The sequence below is a fragment of the Aequorivita sediminis genome, assembly GCF_032080575.2.
In the GTDB taxonomy this organism is placed as follows: Bacteria; Bacteroidota; Bacteroidia; order Flavobacteriales; family Flavobacteriaceae; genus Aequorivita; species Aequorivita sediminis.
Genome location: NZ_JAVLSO020000004.1, coordinates 160,071 through 179,437, shown reverse-complemented (window position 1 = coordinate 179,437; position 19,367 = coordinate 160,071). Strand labels below are relative to the sequence as shown.

At 37.2% G+C, this 19,367-nt stretch carries 17 protein-coding genes; 8 read left to right on the top strand and 9 right to left on the bottom strand.

Annotation, left to right across the window (positions count from 1 at the left end):
- Nucleotides 1–8: 8 nt before the first annotated feature.
- The 5 genes from RT250_RS09230 to RT250_RS09210 all read right to left on the bottom strand — a co-directional run bounded on the left by RT250_RS09230 (nt 9) and on the right by RT250_RS09210 (nt 5,413).
- Complete coding sequence (locus RT250_RS09230; protein ID WP_313114249.1) at nt 9–833, bottom strand: thymidylate synthase; 825 nt, start codon at nt 831–833, stop codon at nt 9–11.
- A 154-nt stretch (nt 834–987) separates the two neighbouring features.
- Entirely contained in the window at nt 988–2,700 is a 1,713-nt protein-coding gene (locus RT250_RS09225) for a NupC/NupG family nucleoside CNT transporter (RefSeq protein WP_313114331.1), read from the bottom strand.
- A 93-nt stretch (nt 2,701–2,793) separates the two neighbouring features.
- Nucleotides 2,794–3,417, bottom strand: coding sequence for a bifunctional nuclease family protein (locus RT250_RS09220; RefSeq protein WP_313114248.1), 624 nt, complete (start codon nt 3,415–3,417; stop codon nt 2,794–2,796).
- A 155-nt stretch (nt 3,418–3,572) separates the two neighbouring features.
- Complete coding sequence (locus RT250_RS09215; protein ID WP_313114246.1) at nt 3,573–4,538, bottom strand: electron transfer flavoprotein subunit alpha/FixB family protein; 966 nt, start codon at nt 4,536–4,538, stop codon at nt 3,573–3,575.
- Nucleotides 4,539–4,672: 134 nt separating this feature from the next.
- The gene (locus tag RT250_RS09210; RefSeq protein WP_313114241.1) at nt 4,673–5,413 is read right to left on the bottom strand and encodes an electron transfer flavoprotein subunit beta/FixA family protein; all 741 of its coding nucleotides are present in this window, start codon (nt 5,411–5,413) and stop codon (nt 4,673–4,675) included.
- 329 nt (nt 5,414–5,742) lie between these two features.
- On the opposite strand from RT250_RS09210, the gene RT250_RS09205 reads away from it, so the two are divergent.
- The 5 genes from RT250_RS09205 to hemL all read left to right on the top strand — a co-directional run bounded on the left by RT250_RS09205 (nt 5,743) and on the right by hemL (nt 12,659).
- The gene (locus RT250_RS09205; RefSeq protein WP_313114240.1) at nt 5,743–6,723 is read left to right on the top strand and encodes a pyruvate dehydrogenase complex E1 component subunit beta; all 981 of its coding nucleotides are present in this window, start codon (nt 5,743–5,745) and stop codon (nt 6,721–6,723) included.
- Nucleotides 6,724–6,972: 249 nt separating this feature from the next.
- Nucleotides 6,973–9,465 (top strand): DUF5686 and carboxypeptidase-like regulatory domain-containing protein, encoded by a 2,493-nt coding sequence (locus RT250_RS09200; protein ID WP_313114238.1) that lies wholly within the window; start codon nt 6,973–6,975, stop codon nt 9,463–9,465.
- Nucleotides 9,466–9,529: 64 nt separating this feature from the next.
- Entirely contained in the window at nt 9,530–10,453 is a 924-nt protein-coding gene (locus RT250_RS09195) for a 1-aminocyclopropane-1-carboxylate deaminase/D-cysteine desulfhydrase (RefSeq protein WP_313114236.1), read from the top strand.
- A gap of 1 nt (nt 10,454) precedes the next feature.
- Complete coding sequence (locus tag RT250_RS09190; RefSeq protein ID WP_313114330.1) at nt 10,455–11,282, top strand: glucosaminidase domain-containing protein; 828 nt, start codon at nt 10,455–10,457, stop codon at nt 11,280–11,282.
- Between the two features lie 87 nt (nt 11,283–11,369).
- Entirely contained in the window at nt 11,370–12,659 is a 1,290-nt protein-coding gene (gene hemL, locus RT250_RS09185) for a glutamate-1-semialdehyde 2,1-aminomutase (protein WP_313114329.1), read from the top strand.
- 63 nt (nt 12,660–12,722) lie between these two features.
- Here hemL and RT250_RS09180 read toward each other — a convergent pair whose 3' ends face one another.
- The 3 genes from RT250_RS09180 to RT250_RS09170 all read right to left on the bottom strand — a co-directional run bounded on the left by RT250_RS09180 (nt 12,723) and on the right by RT250_RS09170 (nt 15,499).
- Nucleotides 12,723–13,259 carry a DUF4136 domain-containing protein gene (locus RT250_RS09180; RefSeq protein WP_313114234.1) on the bottom strand — a complete coding sequence of 179 codons (537 nt, stop codon included), beginning with the start codon at nt 13,257–13,259 and terminating at the stop codon, nt 12,723–12,725.
- Between the two features lie 12 nt (nt 13,260–13,271).
- Nucleotides 13,272–15,254, bottom strand: a complete 1,983-nt coding sequence (gene hutU / locus RT250_RS09175; RefSeq protein WP_313114232.1) for a urocanate hydratase — start codon at nt 15,252–15,254, stop codon at nt 13,272–13,274.
- Between the two features lie 74 nt (nt 15,255–15,328).
- Nucleotides 15,329–15,499 (bottom strand): C1orf53 family protein, encoded by a 171-nt coding sequence (locus RT250_RS09170; protein ID WP_313114230.1) that lies wholly within the window; start codon nt 15,497–15,499, stop codon nt 15,329–15,331.
- 100 nt (nt 15,500–15,599) lie between these two features.
- Here RT250_RS09170 and era point away from each other — a divergent pair, with 100 nt between their 5' ends.
- Together era and RT250_RS09160 are read left to right on the top strand one after the other, a co-directional pair.
- Entirely contained in the window at nt 15,600–16,487 is an 888-nt protein-coding gene (gene era / locus RT250_RS09165) for a GTPase Era (protein WP_313114228.1), read from the top strand.
- Entirely contained in the window at nt 16,487–17,275 is a 789-nt protein-coding gene (locus tag RT250_RS09160; protein WP_313114226.1) for a M90 family metallopeptidase, read from the top strand. The genes era and RT250_RS09160 overlap by 1 nt, the downstream gene beginning before the upstream one ends.
- Nucleotides 17,276–17,321: 46 nt before the next feature.
- On the opposite strand, the gene RT250_RS09155 is transcribed toward RT250_RS09160, so the two are convergent.
- Nucleotides 17,322–17,813 (bottom strand): GTP-binding protein, encoded by a 492-nt coding sequence (locus RT250_RS09155; RefSeq protein ID WP_313114224.1) that lies wholly within the window; start codon nt 17,811–17,813, stop codon nt 17,322–17,324.
- Nucleotides 17,814–18,055: 242 nt separating this feature from the next.
- On the opposite strand from RT250_RS09155, the gene der reads away from it, so the two are divergent.
- Nucleotides 18,056–19,363, top strand: a complete 1,308-nt coding sequence (gene der, locus RT250_RS09150) for a ribosome biogenesis GTPase Der (protein WP_313114327.1) — start codon at nt 18,056–18,058, stop codon at nt 19,361–19,363.
- Nucleotides 19,364–19,367: the final 4 nt, after the last annotated feature.

Genomic DNA, 19,367 nt, shown 5'->3' with positions numbered 1-19,367 from the left:
TTTTAAAATTATATGGCAACTGCACCTTTAATATGTGGATGCGGATTGTAGTCCACTAGGGTAAAGTCATTAAAAGTGAAGCCAAAAATATCTTTTACATCCGGATTTAAAATCATTTTTGGAAGTGGACGCGGCTCGCGAGACAGTTGAAGGGCAACTTGTTCGTAGTGATTACTATAGATATGCGCATCGCCAAAAGTATGCACAAAGTCCCCTACTTCGTAACCGCAAACTTGTGCCATCATCATAGTAAGTAGGGCGTAAGACGCTATATTAAACGGCACCCCTAGAAAACTATCGGCACTGCGTTGGTATAGTTGGCAAGACAGCTTTCCATCGGCTACATAAAACTGAAAAAATGCGTGGCAAGGCGGAAGTGCAGCTTTTCCATTGGCTACATTTTCGGCAAAAGGTTTTGAGGTGTCTGGCATCACGCTAGGATTCCAAGCGCTGACTAACATTCTACGGCTGTCTGGATTCTTTTTAAGGGTTTCAACAATTTCTGAAATCTGGTCTATTTCTTCACTGTTCCAATTTCGCCATTGATGTCCGTAAACAGGTCCTAAATCGCCATTCTCATCGGCCCACTCATTCCAAATTCGCACTCCGTTTTCTTGTAAGTACTTTACATTGGTATCTCCATTCAAAAACCACAATAGCTCGTAAATGATAGATTTTAAGTGAAGTTTTTTAGTAGTAACCATCGGGAAACCTTCGCTGAGGTCAAAACGCATTTGATAGCCAAAAACACTTTTTGTGCCTGTACCTGTGCGATCCTGTTTTTCAGTTCCGTTTTCAATTACATGTTTAAGTAAATCGTGGTATTGTTTCATTGTAAAGAAAAATAATTCAGAAAATAAATATAAAAAATCAAACCAACTATTAAACTAAAAAATAGAACAATTATTGCTGACAATTAGGAAATCAAATTGTTAAACCATGCTACTTCCGCAGCGGTTACTTTCTAATTAAAAGCTGCTCGGCACACTACCCAATAATCATTCCAGCGATAGTTGCTGAAATAAGCGATGCAATTGTTCCCCCAAGTAAAGCTTTCATTCCAAACTTAGAAAGCGTTTTACGTTGCCCTGGAGCTAACGATCCAATACCGCCAATTTGAATTCCGATAGAAGCAAAGTTGGCAAAACCGCAAAGCATATACGTAGCCATAATAATACTTTTTTCGTAATTAAGATGAAGTCCGTTAGCTACATTTTTAAGTTCAGCAAGTTGAATATATCCAACAAACTCACTGGCTACCAATTTAATTCCGAGTAGTTGTCCCATCATCATCATATCTTCTTTAGCCACTCCAATTAGCCACATTAAGGGCGCGAAAACAGTACCGAGTACTGCTTCTAAAGAAAGTGAGCTGTATGATGAATTTGCTGCCACCCATTCGTTTAGGTTTGTGGTGTCTCCAACCCAGCCTAAAATTCCGTTTATCATAGCAATAAATGCTACAAAAACCAATAACATAGCGCCAACGTTTACTGCAAGTTTTAACCCTTCGGTGGTTCCATTGGCTATGGCATCTAGAAAGTTAGATCCTATTTTTTCTGAAGAAACTTTTACGTCGGTGTTTATCGATTCGGTTTGTGGGTATAATATTTTTGATATTACAATTGCTCCTGGTGCTGCCATAACTGAAGCCGCTAGTAGGTGCTTTGCAAAAGTAAGTCTAAGCGCAGGGTCGTCGCCTCCTAAAAATCCGATATAGGCTGCAAGTACGGCCCCAGCAACAGTTGCCATTCCTCCAATCATAACCAAGAGCATTTCACTCTTGTTCATTTTTTCTAGGTATGCTTTAATAAGCAAAGGAGCTTCTGTTTGCCCCAAAAAGATATTCCCTGCAACACTTAAACTCTCTGCTCCGGAAATGTGTAGGATTTTGGTGAGTAACCATCCCATACCTTTTACTACAATTTGTATAACTCCTAAGTAGAAAAGTACAGAAGTTAAGGCAGAGAAAAATATGATAGTTGGTAACACCTGAAGGGCAAAAATAAATCCGTATGAATTTACGTCTAACATTCCTCCAAAAAGGAATTCACTACCTGCTTTGGTGTAATCTAATACGTTTACGAAAACTTGCCCAATGGCTTCAAAAGTAGCTTTTATAAATCCAACTTTTAATACGCCAATGGCAATTATCATTTGGAATAGGAGTCCGATTCCTACTGTTTTCCAGTTAATTGCTTTTCGGTTTGAACTGAAAAGCACTGAGATTAATATAAGGGAAATCATTCCTAAGGCACCACGCCAAATACTGTTAAATGAAATTCCTTGACTTGGGATTATCTGCGAATTGCTAGTATCGATATCTAAAACAGTTGCAGCTTTTATGGTATCGGCTTGTAAACTGTATGTAAAGTTGTTCTCGGAAAGGGTAAGGGTGCTATCTGTTAGTTGTTCTACTCTAAATCTACGAATACTGTCGTTTTCACTGTTAAAGAAAAGTACTAATAGGTTGTTCTGAAGGATGTAATCTCCACTTGCTAGGGTGCTATCTTTTGGAGCTAGAAGGTATTCAAAAGAACCATCCTTAAGATTTAGGTAGTCTTTTTCGGGATTGATATCTATGATGGAGAGCCCGGCTTGATCTTTTACTTCGGTAAATTGCCAATTCTTTTCGATGCTTTGCCCAAAAACGGTTCCGATGAATAAAAGCGCAAAGGCTACAAGAGTAAATTTATACATATACTTAAAATCCCAAAAATTATATTCTAACATAGTTAGTGGTTGAATTTACGGTATTTTGTATTGCTACGTTAACCGCTACTTGCCACTTATTTACTTTCGTTTTGATATTTCGTCACGTATGCTAGCGGCCTTTTCGTAATTTTCATTCTTTACGGCTTCATCTAGCATTTTATTCAGTTCGGTTAAACTAAACTTTGTGTAATCTTCTCCAGCCGGTTTTTTAGACTCTTTATCATCCCCTAAAATTAAATTCTCAATCACTTCTTCCTCTTTTTTAGAGAGAGGTTTTTTTGAAGTAGGTGTTTTTAAATAGATACCAGCTTTGTCTAAGATATTTTTATAAGTAAAGATAGGCGCGTTAAACCTAAGCGCCAAGGCAATGGCATCACTAGTTCTAGCGTCTATTATTTCTTCTATTTTGTCGTGTTCACAAATAATACTTGAATAAAATACGCCATCCACTAGTTTGTGAATTATCACGTGTTTTATCACAATTTGATAACGGTCGGCAAAATTTTTAAATAAGTCGTGCGTAAGTGGGCGCGGCGGCGTTATTTCTTTTTCAAGTGCTATTGCTATAGACTGTGCTTCAAACGCACCAATAACTATTGGTAGTTTACGCTCGCCGTCAACCTCATTTAAAATAAGTGCATAGGCACCATTTTGCGTTTGGCTATACGAAATTCCTTTTATGCTAAGTTTTACTAAGCTCATTCTTCAGTAATCAATACGCAATGAGTTTCGTCAATGCGCAATTCTTTAAACAATTGTTTATAAAAATAACGAATTTAAATCAATTAAAAAGGCTGTTTAAATGAGGGTGTTTCCTAATTTAAACAGCCTTTTTCGAGGCACAAATTAATAAAAAATTATGCGTTTTGAGCCTTAAACTCTTTTAATTTTTTGTTTAGCTCAGGAACGATTTCAAAAGCATCGCCTACCATCCCGTAGTCTGCAGCTTTAAAGAAAGGAGCCTCGGGATCGTTGTTGATAACAACTTTCACTTTAGAAGCATTTATTCCTGCTAAATGTTGAATAGCTCCAGAAATTCCGATAGCAATATAAAGGTTTGAAGCAACTGGCTTTCCAGTTTGCCCTACGTGTTCGCTATGTGGTCTCCAGCCCATATCACTTACTGGTTTTGAACAAGCTGTAGCAGCACCTAAGATGTCTGCAAGCTCTTCAATCATTCCCCAGTTTTCTGGTCCTTTAAGACCACGACCTCCTGAAACAACTATTTCAGCATCAGCAATAGTAACAGTATCGGTAGCCTTATCTACAGAAACTACTTCCATGTCAAAATCGTGAGCGTCAAGGTTTGCAGTGAAAGCTTCTGTAGTGGCTGAAGTTTCATTTTCTTTTAAACCGTATGAGTTTTTACCAATTCCAACTATTTTAATATCAGTTGTAATTTCGGTATTAGCAAAAGCTTTGTTTGTGAAAACGCTGTGCTTCACTTTAAAAGGTGAAGTGCTAGATGGCAATTCAACAACGTTAGGAACAAAACCTGCTTCTAAGTTTACAGCCAATGTAGGCGCTAAAAACTTACAGTTTGCACTGGATGTTAATACAATAACTTTTGCCCCTTCACTTTTAGCAGCTTGTCCAATTACATCTGCATAAGCTTCGCCGTTAAACTTGTTTAATTTATCGTCAGAAACTTCTAAAACTTTAGAAGCACCGTACTTTCCTAATTCTGAAGTATCATTTGCATTGATAGCTACAGCTGTAACGGAAGTACCCATTTGGTCTGCAATTCCCTTTGCGTAAGAAACTGCTTCCAAAGCTATTTTCTTTAACTTTCCTTCTTCTGATTCGGTATATACTAAGATCATATCTCTTTAAATTTTGTAATTATTATTTCCCCGATAGCTATCGGGATTGGAATTTCAAATTATCTTTCAAAAATTCCAATCTGAAGCTCCAAATTCCAAATAACTTCTAATTTTTTGTTTTTTGGCGCTTCAAATTAAATAGCCTTCGCTTCGTTGTGAAGTAGGTCAATTAATTCGTCTACGCTATCAACCAATTTTACAGCTCCTTTTGGGGCTGGTTTTTCAAATGAAACAGTATTTGTTTCAGAATTTGCATCAACAGGCTCTTTTACATTTAATGGCTTAGTACGCGCTTGCATAATACCACGCATATTAGGAATGCGAAGATCACTCTCTTCTACCAATCCTTTTTGACCACCAATTACAAGCGGAAGTGATGTTTTAAGCGTTTCTTTTCCACCGTCAATTTCTCTTATTGCTGTAGCCTTATCACCTTCAACTTCTAAGTTAATACAAGTGTTTACAAAGTTAGCTCCTATTAGTTTTGCAACCATTCCTGGAACCATTCCACCGTTGTAGTCGATAGACTCACGACCACCAATTACTAAGTCGTAATCCCCTTCTTTAGCAACGTTTGCAAGTTGTTTTGCTACAGAAAATCCATCGGTTGCAGCAGTGTTGATTCTAATAGCTTCATCAGCACCAATTGCCAAAGCTTTTCTTAGTGTAGGTTCGGTTTCTGGACCTCCAACATTTACAACGTGTACGGTTGCACCTTGCTTTTCTTTAAACCACATGGCACGCGTAAGACCAAATTCATCGTTTGGATTAATTACAAACTGAACACCGTTAGTATCAAACTTAGTGTCGCCATCAGTAAAGTTAATCTTTGACGTTGTGTCCGGTACGTGACTAATACAGACTAATATCTTCATTTTTATACTATTTTTGAATTGTAAAAATTGTGCAAACCTACTAGTAGGTAATATACAGCGGTTTGCTTGCGGGCGAAGTTAATAATAATTTAGCTTTTATTTGCTATGCATGCATAATAAATTTTGGTTAAATCTTTGAAATATTACATAATCAGATTGGAATTATAGTATTTTTGCTTTCCCTTAAAAAAAACTTAAGAAAATATTCTTTGGGTTTTTCAAAAGGCTGCAACGTTTTAAAAAAAACGAAACAGGAATAAAATTTTGTAAAATAAATATGTAAGGCTTACTAGGTTTATAATAAAGCTTAGGATAAACTACAACGAGATATGAAAACACTACAATTTAGAGAAGCTATTGCTGAAGCGATGAGTGAAGAAATGCGTCGCGATGAAACTATTTATTTAATGGGGGAGGAAGTTGCCGAGTATAACGGAGCTTACAAAGCTAGTAAAGGAATGCTAGATGAGTTTGGAGCTAAACGTGTAATTGACACACCAATCTCCGAAAACGGATTTTCAGGTATTGGTGTAGGCTCTGCAATGAATGGCAATAGACCAATTATTGAGTTTATGACTTTTAACTTCTCGTTGGTTGCAATCGATCAGATTATAAACAACGCTGCTAAAATGCGCCAAATGAGCGGTGGGCAATTTAATATTCCTATCGTATTCCGTGGGCCAACAGCTTCAGCCGGACAACTTGCGGCAACACATAGCCAGGCTTTTGAAAGCTGGTACGCCAACTGCCCAGGATTAAAGGTGATAGTTCCTAGTAACCCTGCAGATGCAAAAGGACTGTTGAAAAGTGCAATTCGCGATGACGATCCCGTTATTTTTATGGAAAGTGAGCAGATGTATGGCGATAAAGGGGAAGTGCCAGAAGGTGAATACCTAATCCCAATTGGAGTTGCCGATATTAAAAGAAAAGGAACGGATGTAACTATCGTTTCCTTTGGAAAAATAATTAAAGAAGCTTATAAAGCAGCCGAAACTCTTGCTGAAGAAGGAATTGAATGTGAGATTATCGACCTGCGTACTGTTCGTCCATTAGACTACGAAGCAATTTACGAATCGGTGAAGAAAACAAACCGTTTGGTGATTTTGGAAGAAGCATGGCCTTTTGGAAACGTTGCTACAGAAATTACGTATCAAGTACAAAACAATGTGTTTGACTACTTAGATGCTCCAATCGTGAAAATTAACACTGCCGATACTCCAGCACCATATTCACCTGTACTATTGAAAGAATGGTTGCCAGATAGCGAAGACGTTATTAAGGCAGTGAAGAAAGTTCTTTATAAAAAGTAGAAGGTAAACAGGATTGGCTAGTTTGTAGTTGGGATGCAAAAGAATTTTTTATTGCCTTATTACAGAATGGCCAATTAAAATGTGACTAAAAGTTTACTTTTTTAAATAACGGCGTTTAAGAAAATTCTTTCGACAATTATCGAAAAATTAGCAAAATAGTTTTCCCTTTTAAACATAGTTTTATTATTTGAGCTTTGTTATTTAACCATTCTTACAGAATAAATATTTTATCCTCCACAGTAAATTTATATGAAGCACTTTTTAATCATTTCGCTTTTAATTATAAGTGCCTCGGTTTTTGGTCAAACGAAAGTTAGTGGGGTAATTAAGGATGAAACAGGATATCCTGTATCTTTTGCCAACGTTATTTTTAAAGATTCACAAGAGGGGACTATTTCTGATGAAAACGGACGATTTTATTTAGAAAGCGATAAGACTTATAAGGCTGTAGTGTTCTCATTTATGGGGTTTACTACTAAAGAGCAGGAGCTTACTGCACGAAGCACTTACAATATGGAAGTGGTTTTAGAAGAAACTTCCGATGCGCTGGATGAAGTGGTGATTTATACCGGAAAGACTTCAAAAAAGAATAACCCTGCGCTAGATATACTGCGTAAAATTTGGGAAAACCGAAGAGAGAACGGGGTTAAAAAGTTTAAACAATACCAGTACGATAAATACGAAAAATTAGAATTCGATTTAAACACAATCGATAGCGCACTAATGAGCAATCGTATTTTTAAAGGAATGGAATTTGTCTTTGAACAAACCGATACATCTCGCATTACTGGAAATACCTACTTGCCAATTTTTATAAACGAAGCAGTTTCAAAAGTGTATGGTGATAATACCCTGAAACAAGAAAAAGAAGTACTTCAAGGGAATAAAAACTCTGGTTTTGACAATAATCAAACGCTTATTGCCTTTATAAAAGATCTTTATAGCGAATACGACGTTTACGATAACTATCTAAAGTTTTTTGATAAAGCTTTTACCAGTCCGCTTTCCCGTACAGGAATAGATGTTTATAACTATGTGCTTCAAGACAGTGCGTATCGCGACAATAAATGGTGTTACAATATTGTGTACTATCCACGCCGTAAAAATGAACTTACTTTTAAAGGAGATTTTTGGGTAAACGACACCACTTGGGCAATTAAGGAAATTAACCTAAAGGCTTCAAAAAGTGCAAATTTAAACTGGGTGCGGGATGTGTATATCGAACAGGAGTTTGATGTGTTAAACGACTCTATCTTCCTTATTACCCGCGATTACTTTTTAAGCGATTTTAGTTTTCAGAAAAAAGAAGAAGCCAAAGGAATTTATGGTAAGAGAACAACACTTTATGATAAGTATGTATTTGATATTCCTCTGGACAAGAAATTCTACACCAAACAAGTAGATCCATACAATTACGATGTTTATAACCGTCATGATGATTTCTGGGATGAAAACAGAATGGAGAAGCTTAGTAAGGATGAAAAGGGAGTTTATAAAATGCTCGATACCTTAAAAACAGTTGGGCGTTTTAAAGCCTTGTATAATATTGGTGCAACCTTAGCAAGTGGGTATTACGAAGTAAACAATTTTGATATTGGTCCTGTATTTTCAATTTTCGGATTTAATGAAGCCGAAGGAATGCGCATTCGCCTTGGAGGACGTACGTACTTTAGTCAGAACGACCAATGGCGTTTAGAAGGTTTTGGCGCGTATGGTTTTAAAGACGATAGATTTAAATATGGACTATCCGCCAAATGGCTTTTAGATAGAAAATCAAGACTAACAGTTTTTGGAGGTAATAGAAGAGATGTAGAACAAACTGGTTCGAGTTTAACCAACAGCAACGATGTGCTAGGGCGTAGCCTTGCGTCGTCTTCACTACTTTCTGTAGGTTCTAACGATAGACTTTCGAGGATAAACCTAAGTACAATTGGGTTTGATATTGAGCCTTGGAAAAACTTCATCATTCGCTTAACGGGATCTTACCGAACCTTAAAATCGGCTACCGACACATTTAGCATTGATTATAAAGTAATGGAAGATGGTGTTTTTACAGGAGATGTAAAAAGTCATTTAAAACAAGCTGAAATTCAATTTGGATTTTTTTACACTCCAGGAAAAAAAACTTCTGGATATGGAGTGGAGCGAACTGTGATAAACACTGGCAATTTCCCATCGTTTTTTGCGAGCTATAGCTATGGTTTAAAAGATGTGATGGGTGGAGATTTTGAATACAAAAAGTTGCAAGCCCTCTACACACAACCGTGGAATATCGGCGGAATTGGCCGACTGTTATCTACTGTAGAAGTAGGAACAACCATTGGAGCTGTGCCTTTAAGTTTGCTAAATCCGATTCCTGGAAACCAAACGTACTTTAGTTTATACAACACTTTTACCCAGCTTGATTATTACGAATTTGTAAGCGATACGTATGCCTCGTTACACTTACAACACAACTTTGGAGGTAGAGTTTTCTCAAGAATTCCATTGCTTAGGAAGTTAGATTTACGTGAAGTAGTTGGGTTTAGAGCAGTTTACGGAACCATTTCGCAAGAAAATATAGATTTAAATGCCTCGAACATTGTTTACAAGGCTCCTGAAGATATTTACTGGGAGTGGAGTGTAGGTGTGGGAAATATTTTCCGTGTGTTTAGGTTAGACTTTAACTTCCGTGGAAACTACCTAGACAATCCAGGGGCAAGAGACTTTGGCGTTACTGGAGTTTTTGGGTTTGAGTTTTAGGTCAATAAACTCATTTCTTTAGAAGTGCTTTTAAGTACTAAAAATATACTTTTACCTTTGCCAAATGCCATTAAAAACCACTCATATTACGAGCCCGATTCAAGAAGTTGATCTCAGTTTGTTTGGTATTAGCGGATATTCACTTTTTGTAAAACGCGAAGATTTATTACACCCTTTCGTTTCTGGGAATAAATTCAGAAAATTGAAGTACAATCTGCTTCAAGCCAAAGAAGAAAATCACGAGACGCTACTCACTTTTGGGGGAGCATATTCAAACCACATAGCAGCGGTGGCAGCAGCAGGAAAGGAAATGGGTTTTAAAACCATCGGCGTAATTCGAGGGGAGGAACTCGAAAGTAAAATCTCTGAAAATCCAACCCTTAGCTTTGCCCAAGAATGTGGCATGAAGTTTCTTTTTATTTCCCGTGAAGCGTATAGAAATAAAGACAGTCAGTCCGTTCTTGATTCATTAATTCAAAAAATAGGCAAGTGTTACATCATTCCTGAAGGGGGTAGTAATCTTTTAGCTGTAAAAGGATGTGAAGAAATCTTAAACGAACACACTAAAAAATTCGATACTATTTGTGTTGCAGTTGGCACAGGAGGAACAATAGCTGGTTTAATAAAGGCTTCAGAAGAACATCAAAATATAGTCGGGTTTTCAACTTTAAAAGGAAATTTTCAGACTTCTGAAATTAAAAAATACACTGCTAAAACTAACTATTCTATTACCGATGCGTATTGTTTTGGGGGTTATGCTAAAATAGATCCTAAATTAATACGTTTCATAAATGAGTTTAAGGAAAAAACGGCAATTCCGTTAGATCCTGTCTATACTGGCAAGATGATGTACGGCATTTTTGAGCTCCTTAAAAATGAGTATTTCAAAGAAAATAGCTGTATTTTTGCTGTGCATACTGGAGGCCTTCAAGGCATTGCTGGTATTAATAAAAAGTTGAAAAAGAAAAACCTTCCTACAATTGAATAATATGATTGCTAGACTTATCGCCCTTTTACTAATTAGTGTACTATTTTTCGGTAGTTGTAAATCCAAAAAAACAGCTACTCGCTATACCAAAAAGCCAAAAACAGAACGTGTTGTAAAAGTGCAAAAACCTGATGAAAAAGGGACCAAAGCAGAAGAACCGGAAGTAGTTATTATACCTAAAAACCTTTCGTATAATGAGCGCGTTGAATTTTATATAAATCAGTATCGCGAGATTGCTAAGGACAATATGGTAAATTATAAGATACCTGCAAGTATAACTTTGGCGCAAGGGATTTTAGAAAGTGGTGCTGGTGCAGGAGAGCTTACTCAAAAAGCAAATAACCACTTCGGAATAAAATGCCATAAAGGTTGGGATGGCGAAAGAGCATATCACGACGACGATGAAAAGCAAGAGTGTTTTCGAAAGTACCCTCATCCAAAGTATTCGTACCGCGACCATTCTTTGTTTTTAACGCAACGCAGCCGTTATCAAAATCTTTTTAGTCTTCGTATCGACGATTATAAAGCTTGGGCGAGAGGACTTCGTAGAGCGGGTTATGCTACAGACCCTAAATATCCGGAAAAACTTATTAGTATCATCGAAAGATATCGTTTGGATAGATTCGACAAAGAAGTTTTGGGTGGCAAAGTTTCAGAACCAACTCCAAACGATACCCAAATCGCTACTTACTACGTAAAGCCAGGGGATACCTTGTATAATATATCGCAACGCTTCAATTTGAGTGTGGAAGCGATTAAGAAATACAATGGTTTAATAGATAATACCATTTCTGTAGGGCAGGTTTTATACTTGGGTTCAGCAAAATAATAATACATTAAAATATACCTTCCTACACCTTTGATTATGTGGTGTGGAGATAGGTGTGATATAGAATTAAAGAATTTTATTATGAGTATGATTTATCAAAGAAGTAGTGCTTTATTTGTGGAAGCACAAAAAGTAATTCCAGGGGGAGTGAATTCTCCAGTAAGAGCTTTTAAATCGGTGGGAGGTACGCCAATTTATGCTAAAAAAGCAGAAGGAGCTTATATCCACGATGAAGATGGAAATAAGTTTATCGACTATATTAATTCGTGGGGACCAATGATTTTAGGGCATGCTCACAAACCTGTAGTTGAAGCTGTAATCGACATGACCAAAAGCGGAACATCTTTCGGGATGCCAACCGAAATTGAAACCGATATTGCTAAACTAGCAGTATCTATGGTTCCAAATGTTGATAAAATTCGTTTTGTAAATAGTGGAACTGAAGCTTGTATGAGCGCTGTTAGATTGGCACGTGGGTTTACAGGAAAAGATAAAATTATCAAGTTTGCTGGTTGTTACCACGGTCATAGTGATTCATTTTTAATTCAAGCGGGAAGTGGAGCGATTACATTTGGAGAACCTAACAGCCCTGGGGTAACCGAAGGAACTGCGAAAGACACTTTACTCGCTACGTACAACGACTTAGAGAATGTAGCGGAAACGATTGCTGCTAACCAAGGAGAAATTGCGTGTATCATTCTTGAGCCTGTTGCTGGAAATATGGGATGTATTCCACCCGCAGATGGTTTCTTAGAAGGGTTGAGAAAGCTTTGTGATGACAACGACATCCTTTTAATCTTTGATGAGGTGATGACGGGCTTTAGGCTTGCACCTGGAGGCGCACAAGAGCTTTTTGGGGTTGATGCAGATATTGTAACCTTTGGGAAAGTTATTGGTGGTGGACTGCCAGTAGGGGCTTTTGCTGCAAGAGCAGAAATTATGGATTATTTAGCGCCAATTGGTCCAGTTTATCAAGCGGGAACCTTAAGTGGAAACCCATTGGCTATGGCTGCTGGACTTGCAATGCTTAAAGAACTAGATGCTAATCGCACTATTTTCAATTCTATAAACGAAAAGACAGCATACTTACATAAAGGATTAGCTGAAGCTCTTACTTCTGAAAATGTAAAACATACTATCAACCGCATTGGTTCGATGATTTCAATACACTTTTCTGAAACACCAGTTACCAATTTTGATTCGGCAGCTGCTGCGAGTAATGATAACTTCAAAAAGTTTTTCCACGGAATGTTAAACGAAGGTATTTACATTGCGCCAAGCGCTTTTGAAACTTGGTTTATCTGTGATGCATTAACCTATGAAGATTTAGATTCTACTATTGAAGCTTGCCGCAAGGTTGCTAAAAATCTTTCGTAACGGAAAGTACGTATAAGAATAAAAAAAGGCTTTTACATTTCGGTAAAAGCCTTTTTTGTTGGGTTATTTCTTCAATCCTGGAGGATATTCCGCTAAAATTTTAGCTACAATCTCCCGAATTCTTTCTTCTTTCTTTTCCATATTGCTAGTCACTAAATCTGCATTTCCCATTCCCTGCCAAACCAGATTGTTAGTTTTTGCATCTATTAAATCTATAAATAGTGTGCCTTCAGTAGTGCGTGAAACGCTATTTCCACCATAGTATGTTCCGTAATACCACGGGCTCCATCCCCAACCCATTCCAAAATTATTATTGTAGACGTCCACACGCTCGCGTTCTTTAGTAAAAATACTTACAAGTAAGTCTGGTGCTTCAGATTTCGACATTCCTTTTGCACTTAGGTTTGCATCAATAGCACGAAGGATTCGTTTTTTATCTAAGTCGCTTATTTTAGCCTTGTCTATTCCAGGCTTAAAAAAGGCAAAAGAACGGTATTGATTAAAATTAGCTTCTTTATCGTAATCAGTTGCTACACGAACAGTGGAGCAGGAAGTGAAAACGAAAAGCAGCAACAGCGGTAAAAATTTAAGTGCTTTCATAGATTTTATTTTTTAGGTGAATAAACTATCATCAACGAAATTTGGAAGCGTTACTTTTAGGTTTGGATTATTGTCCATTGCGCGTTTAATAGCGAAAACAGCTTCGTCATTTCTTGCCCAGCTACGTCTTGATATTCCGTTGTTTACATCCCAGAAAAGCATGTTTTCAAGTCGTCGTTGTGCGTCATTAGTACCATCAAGAACCATTCCGAAACCTCCGTTTATAACTTCACCCCAACCAACGCCACCGCCGTTGTGTATACTTACCCAAGTAGCACCTCTAAAACTATCGCCAATAACATTTTGAATAGCCATATCTGCCGTAAACCTACTTCCGTCGTAAATATTAGAGGTTTCACGGTAAGGAGAATCAGTTCCCGAAACATCGTGATGGTCGCGACCTAAAACAACAGGTCCGATTTTCCCTTCGGAAATCGCTTTGTTAAATGCTGAAGCTATTTGGATTCTTCCATCGGCATCGGCGTAAAGGATACGGGCTTGAGAGCCAACAACAAGTTTGTTTTGCTGAGCTCCTTTAATCCATGTGATGTTATCTTGCATTTGCTGTTGTATTTCTTTTGGGGAATTTTTCATCAATTCCTCAAGAACTTCACAGGCAATTTCATCAGTTTTCTGTAAATCTTCTGTTTTTCCTGAGGCGCAAACCCAACGGAAAGGTCCGAAACCAAAGTCGAAACACATTGGACCCATAATATCTTGAACGTAGGAAGGGTATCTAAATTCTTTTCCTTTTTCATCAGAAAGCACATCGGCACCGGCACGCGAAGCTTCTAGTAAAAATGCATTTCCGTAATCGAAGAAATACGTTCCTCTTTCAGTGTGTTTGTTGATGGCTGCAACTTGGCGACGTAAACTTCGCTGAACTTCCTTTTTAAATTGTTCAGGGCTGTTGGCCATCATTTCATTGGCTTCCTCGTAGGTTAATCCAACAGGGTAATAACCTCCTGCCCATGGATTATGAAGTGAGGTTTGATCACTTCCTAAGTCAACTTTAATATTATCTTCAGCAAACTTCTCCCAAACTTCAACCACATTTCCATCGAAGGCAATAGAAACTATTTCCTTATTAGCCGTAGCTTCTTTTACACGTCTTGAAAGTTCGTCTAAATCTGAAATAACTTCATCTACCCAACCTTGAGAATGTCTAGTTTCTGTAGCTTTTTTATTTACTTCGGCACAAACAGTAACACATCCTGCAATATTTCCAGCTTTAGGCTGCGCGCCGCTCATTCCTCCTAAACCAGAGGTAACAAATAATCCGCCTTGGGTTGATTTTTTAATTTTTCTAAACCCATTAAGAACCGTAATTGTAGTTCCGTGCACAATTCCTTGTGGCCCAATGTACATATAGCTTCCCGCCGTCATCTGTCCGTATTGAGTAACCCCAAGCGCATTGAATTTCTCCCAGTCGTCTGGTTTTGAATAATTCGGAATCATCATTCCGTTGGTAACTACAACTCTTGGCGCGTCTTTGTGCGAAGGAAAAAGTCCCATAGGATGTCCAGAATAAACAGCTAATGTCTGCTCATCGGTCATTTCTGATAGGTATTTCATCGTTAATAAATACTGCGCCCAGTTTTGGAAAACAGCACCGTTTCCTCCATAAGTAATAAGCTCGTGTGGGTGTTGCGCTACAGCATAATCCAAATTGTTTTGAATCATTAGCATAATTGCTTTTGCCTGCTCACTCGTTCCTGGATATTCTTCGATAGGGCGAGCGTACATTTTATAATCTGGACGGAAACGATACATATAAATACGTCCGTATTTTTCCAATTCCTCACGAAACTCGGGTAGAAGCGTAGCGTGGTGTTTCGGTTGAAAATAACGAAGCGCATTGCGTAAAGCCAATTCCTTTTCTTCGTTCGTTAGAATTTCTTTTCGCTTTGGCGCGTGATTAATAGACGGGTCGTAGGTCTTCTTTTCTGGTAAAGTAGAAGGAATTCCTTGTTGTATTTGTTCTTTAAAGTTCATTAAAATTTATTTTCTCTCAAAGCCTTAAAGCTTATTAGTTATATTAATTTTCTCTAGTCTCTAGTCTCTAGTCTCTAGTCTCTTCTCCCTGTTTTTTTGTTAAACCCATACGGGCAATGGCGGCATCCACTTTGGCAACAATACCCGCGTTTTAAATGATATTGTTCGGTAAAGCATTTATATCCTTCAGGAGTAAGGTAGTAATCACCTTCTTCTAGTTCTATTTTTTTCTTTGGAAATAACATATTACAAAAGTACGGATTTCAATGATGAATTTTTAAAAATGAATTGGAATCCATCCATTCAATAATTAAGCTTTAAATTTGCAAGACAAACACTACCGTAATGACAAAACATAAAGCTGGATTCGTAAATATAATAGGAAACCCTAACGTAGGCAAAAGTACCTTAATGAACGCTTTTGTGGGCGAGCGACTATCAATTATTACTTCTAAAGCGCAAACCACCCGTCATCGTATTTTAGGGATTGTAAATGGGGATAATTTTCAAATGCTATTAAGCGACACCCCAGGAATTATAAAACCTGCTTATCAGTTGCAGGAAAGTATGATGGACTTTGTGAAATCTGCTTTTGAGGATGCCGATGTATTATTATATTTGGTTGAATTAGGGGAAAAGGAGCTTAAAGACGAAGCGTTCTTTAATAAAATTAAAAACGCTAAGATTCCCGTATTACTTCTTATCAATAAAATTGATCAAGGTAATGAAGAGTTGCTTACTGAAGCCCTTCAGCTGTGGCAAGAAAAAGTACCAAATGCCGAGATTTTTGCTATTTCAGCCCTTCAGAATTTTGGTGTTCCTGAGGTATTTAATCGAATCATCGAATTGCTTCCTGAATCGCCAGCTTTCTATCCAAAAGATCAATTAACAGATAAGCCTGAACGCTTTTTTGTAAATGAAGCTATCCGCGAAAAAATATTGATTCACTATAAAAAGGAAATTCCATATTCTGTAGAAATTGATACAGAAGAGTTTTTTGAAGACGACGATATAATTCGAATTCGCAGTGTGATTATGGTGGAGCGCGATACTCAAAAAGGGATTATTATTGGTCATAAAGGTTCGGCCTTAAAACGAGTAGGAATAGAGGCAAGAAAGGATCTAGAGAAATTTTTTGGGAAACAAATTCACCTTGAACTATATGTAAAAGTGAATAAAAATTGGCGTAGCGACGAGAGACAATTACGCCGTTTTGGGTATAATAGCAAATAATGATTTATATAATTCTCTTTATTGCATTAGTAGCGTTTGCGTTTTATGCTTTTACACAAAACAAAAAACGGCCCGTTAAACCATTTCCTGAGGAATGGAAACCGCTTTTGAAGAAGAATGTTCTTTTTTATAGAAATCTTTCTGAATCTGAACAAAAAAGGTTTCGCAAGCGAATGATGCTTTTTTTAAGCGAAGTTTATATCGAAGCCGTTAATACAGATTTAGAGGAGTTGGATAAAGTGCTAATTGCTGCAAGTTCTGTAATTCCTGTTTTTGGTTTTAAAGAATGGCATTATAACAATTTAAGTGGGATTATTCTTTACCCAGATAACTTCAATGACGAGCTTGTGTTTGAAACTAAGGGTGAAAAGCGGGTTATCGCTGGCCTCGTGGGTTCGGGAAGATTTGAAAAGCAAATGATTCTTTCTAGAAATGCACTGCATCACGGTTTTGCGAATGAAACGGATAAAGGAAATACATCCGTTCACGAATTTGTTCACCTTATCGACAAAATGGATGGGGAAGCAGATGGTGTGCCGGAGCGACTACTACAACGACAATATATTACCCCATGGTTGAAATTGATGCACGAGGAAATGGAAGCCATAAATAGTAATAAATCTGATATTCGTGCGTACGGCGGAAGTAGTGAAGTGGAATTCTTAGCAGTAGCTTCAGAATATTTTTTTGAACGACCAGCGCTTTTTAAAAGAAAACATCCTGAACTATACGAAATGTTAGAAAAATGTTTTCAGCAAAATCCTGCGAAGAAGAAGTCAAAAAAGTGAAATTTAAAAATTGTTTCTATTTAATTAAAAAAGGATTACTCGTCGACTATTTAGAATTTAAAACTTCATTCATAAAATCATAGAGCTCTCGCATTCCCGGCTTTCCTTTTTTCTTTCCGATGCTACCAGCTAGGTAAAGTAGAATCCAAATAATTATCAATGCTACCGCTATCCCGACTTGAAGCGCTATGGGATTTCCTAAACTATAATTGGAATAAAGCCAGATTAAATCTACCATAAACAATATCGCTACTACCACGTGAAAAAACATAAACATAGTCCAAATCGTTGGATTTGGTCCAAAGAAACCGTGAAGGGTGCTAGTATTTTCATATTCAGAAATTTCTAAATGAAGCTGTGGAGACCAAAAATGCTGCTCCTTTTTTGGAAGTTTTATGAAAATATGATCGTCTATACAAGATATATGAAATTTCTCTTGTGCTTTTTTTGCTTCTGAAAATTTGTCAAGTATCTGTGAGTGTGGTTGTTCTAATTCTATTTTAAACCGCGGTCTTAAAACTATTTCATTCGGAAGCATAATTTACGCTTGTGCTTTTAATAATTAAATAGAAGATTCAGTATCCTATAAGCTTTGTCTGAAACCTGAAAGTAATAAGAATTTTCAGACGTTTTTTAAGTTATAAAACCCTGCTGTACTTCGTCTTCTGTGTTACAGATTTACCTGATATTGAAATATCAAATAGTAACTATTTTTTTATAAGCGGTTAAAATAGTATTTTTTGTGCTAACTAAAACCTATTTTTGCACCCTAAATTTAAGATTATGAGCATTGTTGCCATAGTGGGGAGACCAAATGTTGGGAAATCCACTTTTTTTAACAGATTAATTCAGCGTAGAGAGGCTATAGTTGATGCTGTGAGCGGTGTTACTCGCGACCGTCATTATGGAAAGAGCGACTGGAATGGAAAAGAGTTTTCGCTGATAGACACTGGGGGATATGTAAAAGGGAGCGATGATATTTTTGAAGCTGAGATTGATAAACAAGTAGAATTAGCAATAGATGAGGCCGATGCAATTATCTTTATGGTAGATGTAGAAAGTGGCGTTACAGGTATGGATCAGGAAGTTGCTAAACTGCTGAGACGATCAAAAAAACCTATTTTCCTTGCTATTAATAAAGTTGACGGTGCATCTCGTGTAAATGCCGCATTAGAATTCTATTCTTTAGGGTTTGAACATCAATACAACCTATCCAGTATAAATGGAAGTGGTACAGGAGACCTTTTAGATGATCTTGTAAAAGCATTGCCCGATACTGATGAGCCAGATGATAGTGAGTTACCGCGATTTGCTGTTGTTGGGCGTCCGAATGCCGGGAAATCATCGTTTATAAATGCACTTATTGGGGAAGATAGGTATATCGTAACAGATATTGCAGGTACTACTCGCGATAGTATAGATACAAAATACAACCGGTTTGGATTTGAGTTTAATCTAGTTGATACTGCAGGAATTCGTAAGAAGAGCAAGGTAAAAGAAGACTTAGAGTTTTATTCTGTAATGCGGAGTGTTCGTGCTATCGAGCATTGCGATGTTATTATTCTTGTTTTTGATGCCACAAGAGGGTTTGACGGACAAGTTGAAAACATCTTTTGGTTAGCACAGCGAAACAATAAAGGTATTGTGATTCTTGCTAACAAATGGGATTTAGTTGAAGATAAAGACACAAGTAGTGTTAAGGATTACGAAAAGTATATCCGTCAACAAATAGAACCTTTTGTAGATGTACCGATTGTTTTTATTTCAGTACTTACAAAGCAACGAATTTACAAGGCTATTGAAACAGCTGTCGAAGTTTACAATAACCGAAGCAAAAAAATTAAAACTAGCGAGCTAAACGAGGTAATGTTGCCGATAATTCAAAATTATCCGCCACCAGCATACAAAGCGAAATATGTAAAAATTAAGTTCTGTATGCAATTGCCTACTCCATACCCTAGTTTTGTATTCTTCTGTAACTTACCGCAGTATGTAAAAGATCCATACAAGCGCTTTATAGAAAATAAACTTCGAGAAAACTTCGACTTTAATGGAGTGCCAATTACTATTTACTTCAGAAAGAAATAATATT

Coding starts and splice junctions, on each gene's coding strand:
- RT250_RS09215 (WP_313114246.1), bottom strand. CDS start 4,538: ATGATCTTAGTATATACCGAATCAGAAGAAGGAAAGTTAAAGAAAATA.
- RT250_RS09195 (WP_313114236.1), top strand. CDS start 9,530: ATGCCATTAAAAACCACTCATATTACGAGCCCGATTCAAGAAGTTGAT.
- hutU (WP_313114232.1), bottom strand. CDS start 15,254: ATGAACTTTAAAGAACAAATACAACAAGGAATTCCTTCTACTTTACCA.
- era (WP_313114228.1), top strand. CDS start 15,600: ATGACAAAACATAAAGCTGGATTCGTAAATATAATAGGAAACCCTAAC.
- RT250_RS09160 (WP_313114226.1), top strand. CDS start 16,487: ATGATTTATATAATTCTCTTTATTGCATTAGTAGCGTTTGCGTTTTAT.
- RT250_RS09180 (WP_313114234.1), bottom strand. CDS start 13,259: ATGAAAGCACTTAAATTTTTACCGCTGTTGCTGCTTTTCGTTTTCACT.
- RT250_RS09210 (WP_313114241.1), bottom strand. CDS start 5,413: ATGAAGATATTAGTCTGTATTAGTCACGTACCGGACACAACGTCAAAG.
- RT250_RS09170 (WP_313114230.1), bottom strand. CDS start 15,499: ATGTTATTTCCAAAGAAAAAAATAGAACTAGAAGAAGGTGATTACTAC.
- RT250_RS09155 (WP_313114224.1), bottom strand. CDS start 17,813: ATGCTTCCGAATGAAATAGTTTTAAGACCGCGGTTTAAAATAGAATTA.
- RT250_RS09220 (WP_313114248.1), bottom strand. CDS start 3,417: ATGAGCTTAGTAAAACTTAGCATAAAAGGAATTTCGTATAGCCAAACG.
- RT250_RS09190 (WP_313114330.1), top strand. CDS start 10,455: ATGATTGCTAGACTTATCGCCCTTTTACTAATTAGTGTACTATTTTTC.
- RT250_RS09225 (WP_313114331.1), bottom strand. CDS start 2,700: ATGTATAAATTTACTCTTGTAGCCTTTGCGCTTTTATTCATCGGAACC.
- RT250_RS09205 (WP_313114240.1), top strand. CDS start 5,743: ATGAAAACACTACAATTTAGAGAAGCTATTGCTGAAGCGATGAGTGAA.
- RT250_RS09200 (WP_313114238.1), top strand. CDS start 6,973: ATGAAGCACTTTTTAATCATTTCGCTTTTAATTATAAGTGCCTCGGTT.
- hemL (WP_313114329.1), top strand. CDS start 11,370: ATGATTTATCAAAGAAGTAGTGCTTTATTTGTGGAAGCACAAAAAGTA.
- RT250_RS09230 (WP_313114249.1), bottom strand. CDS start 833: ATGAAACAATACCACGATTTACTTAAACATGTAATTGAAAACGGAACT.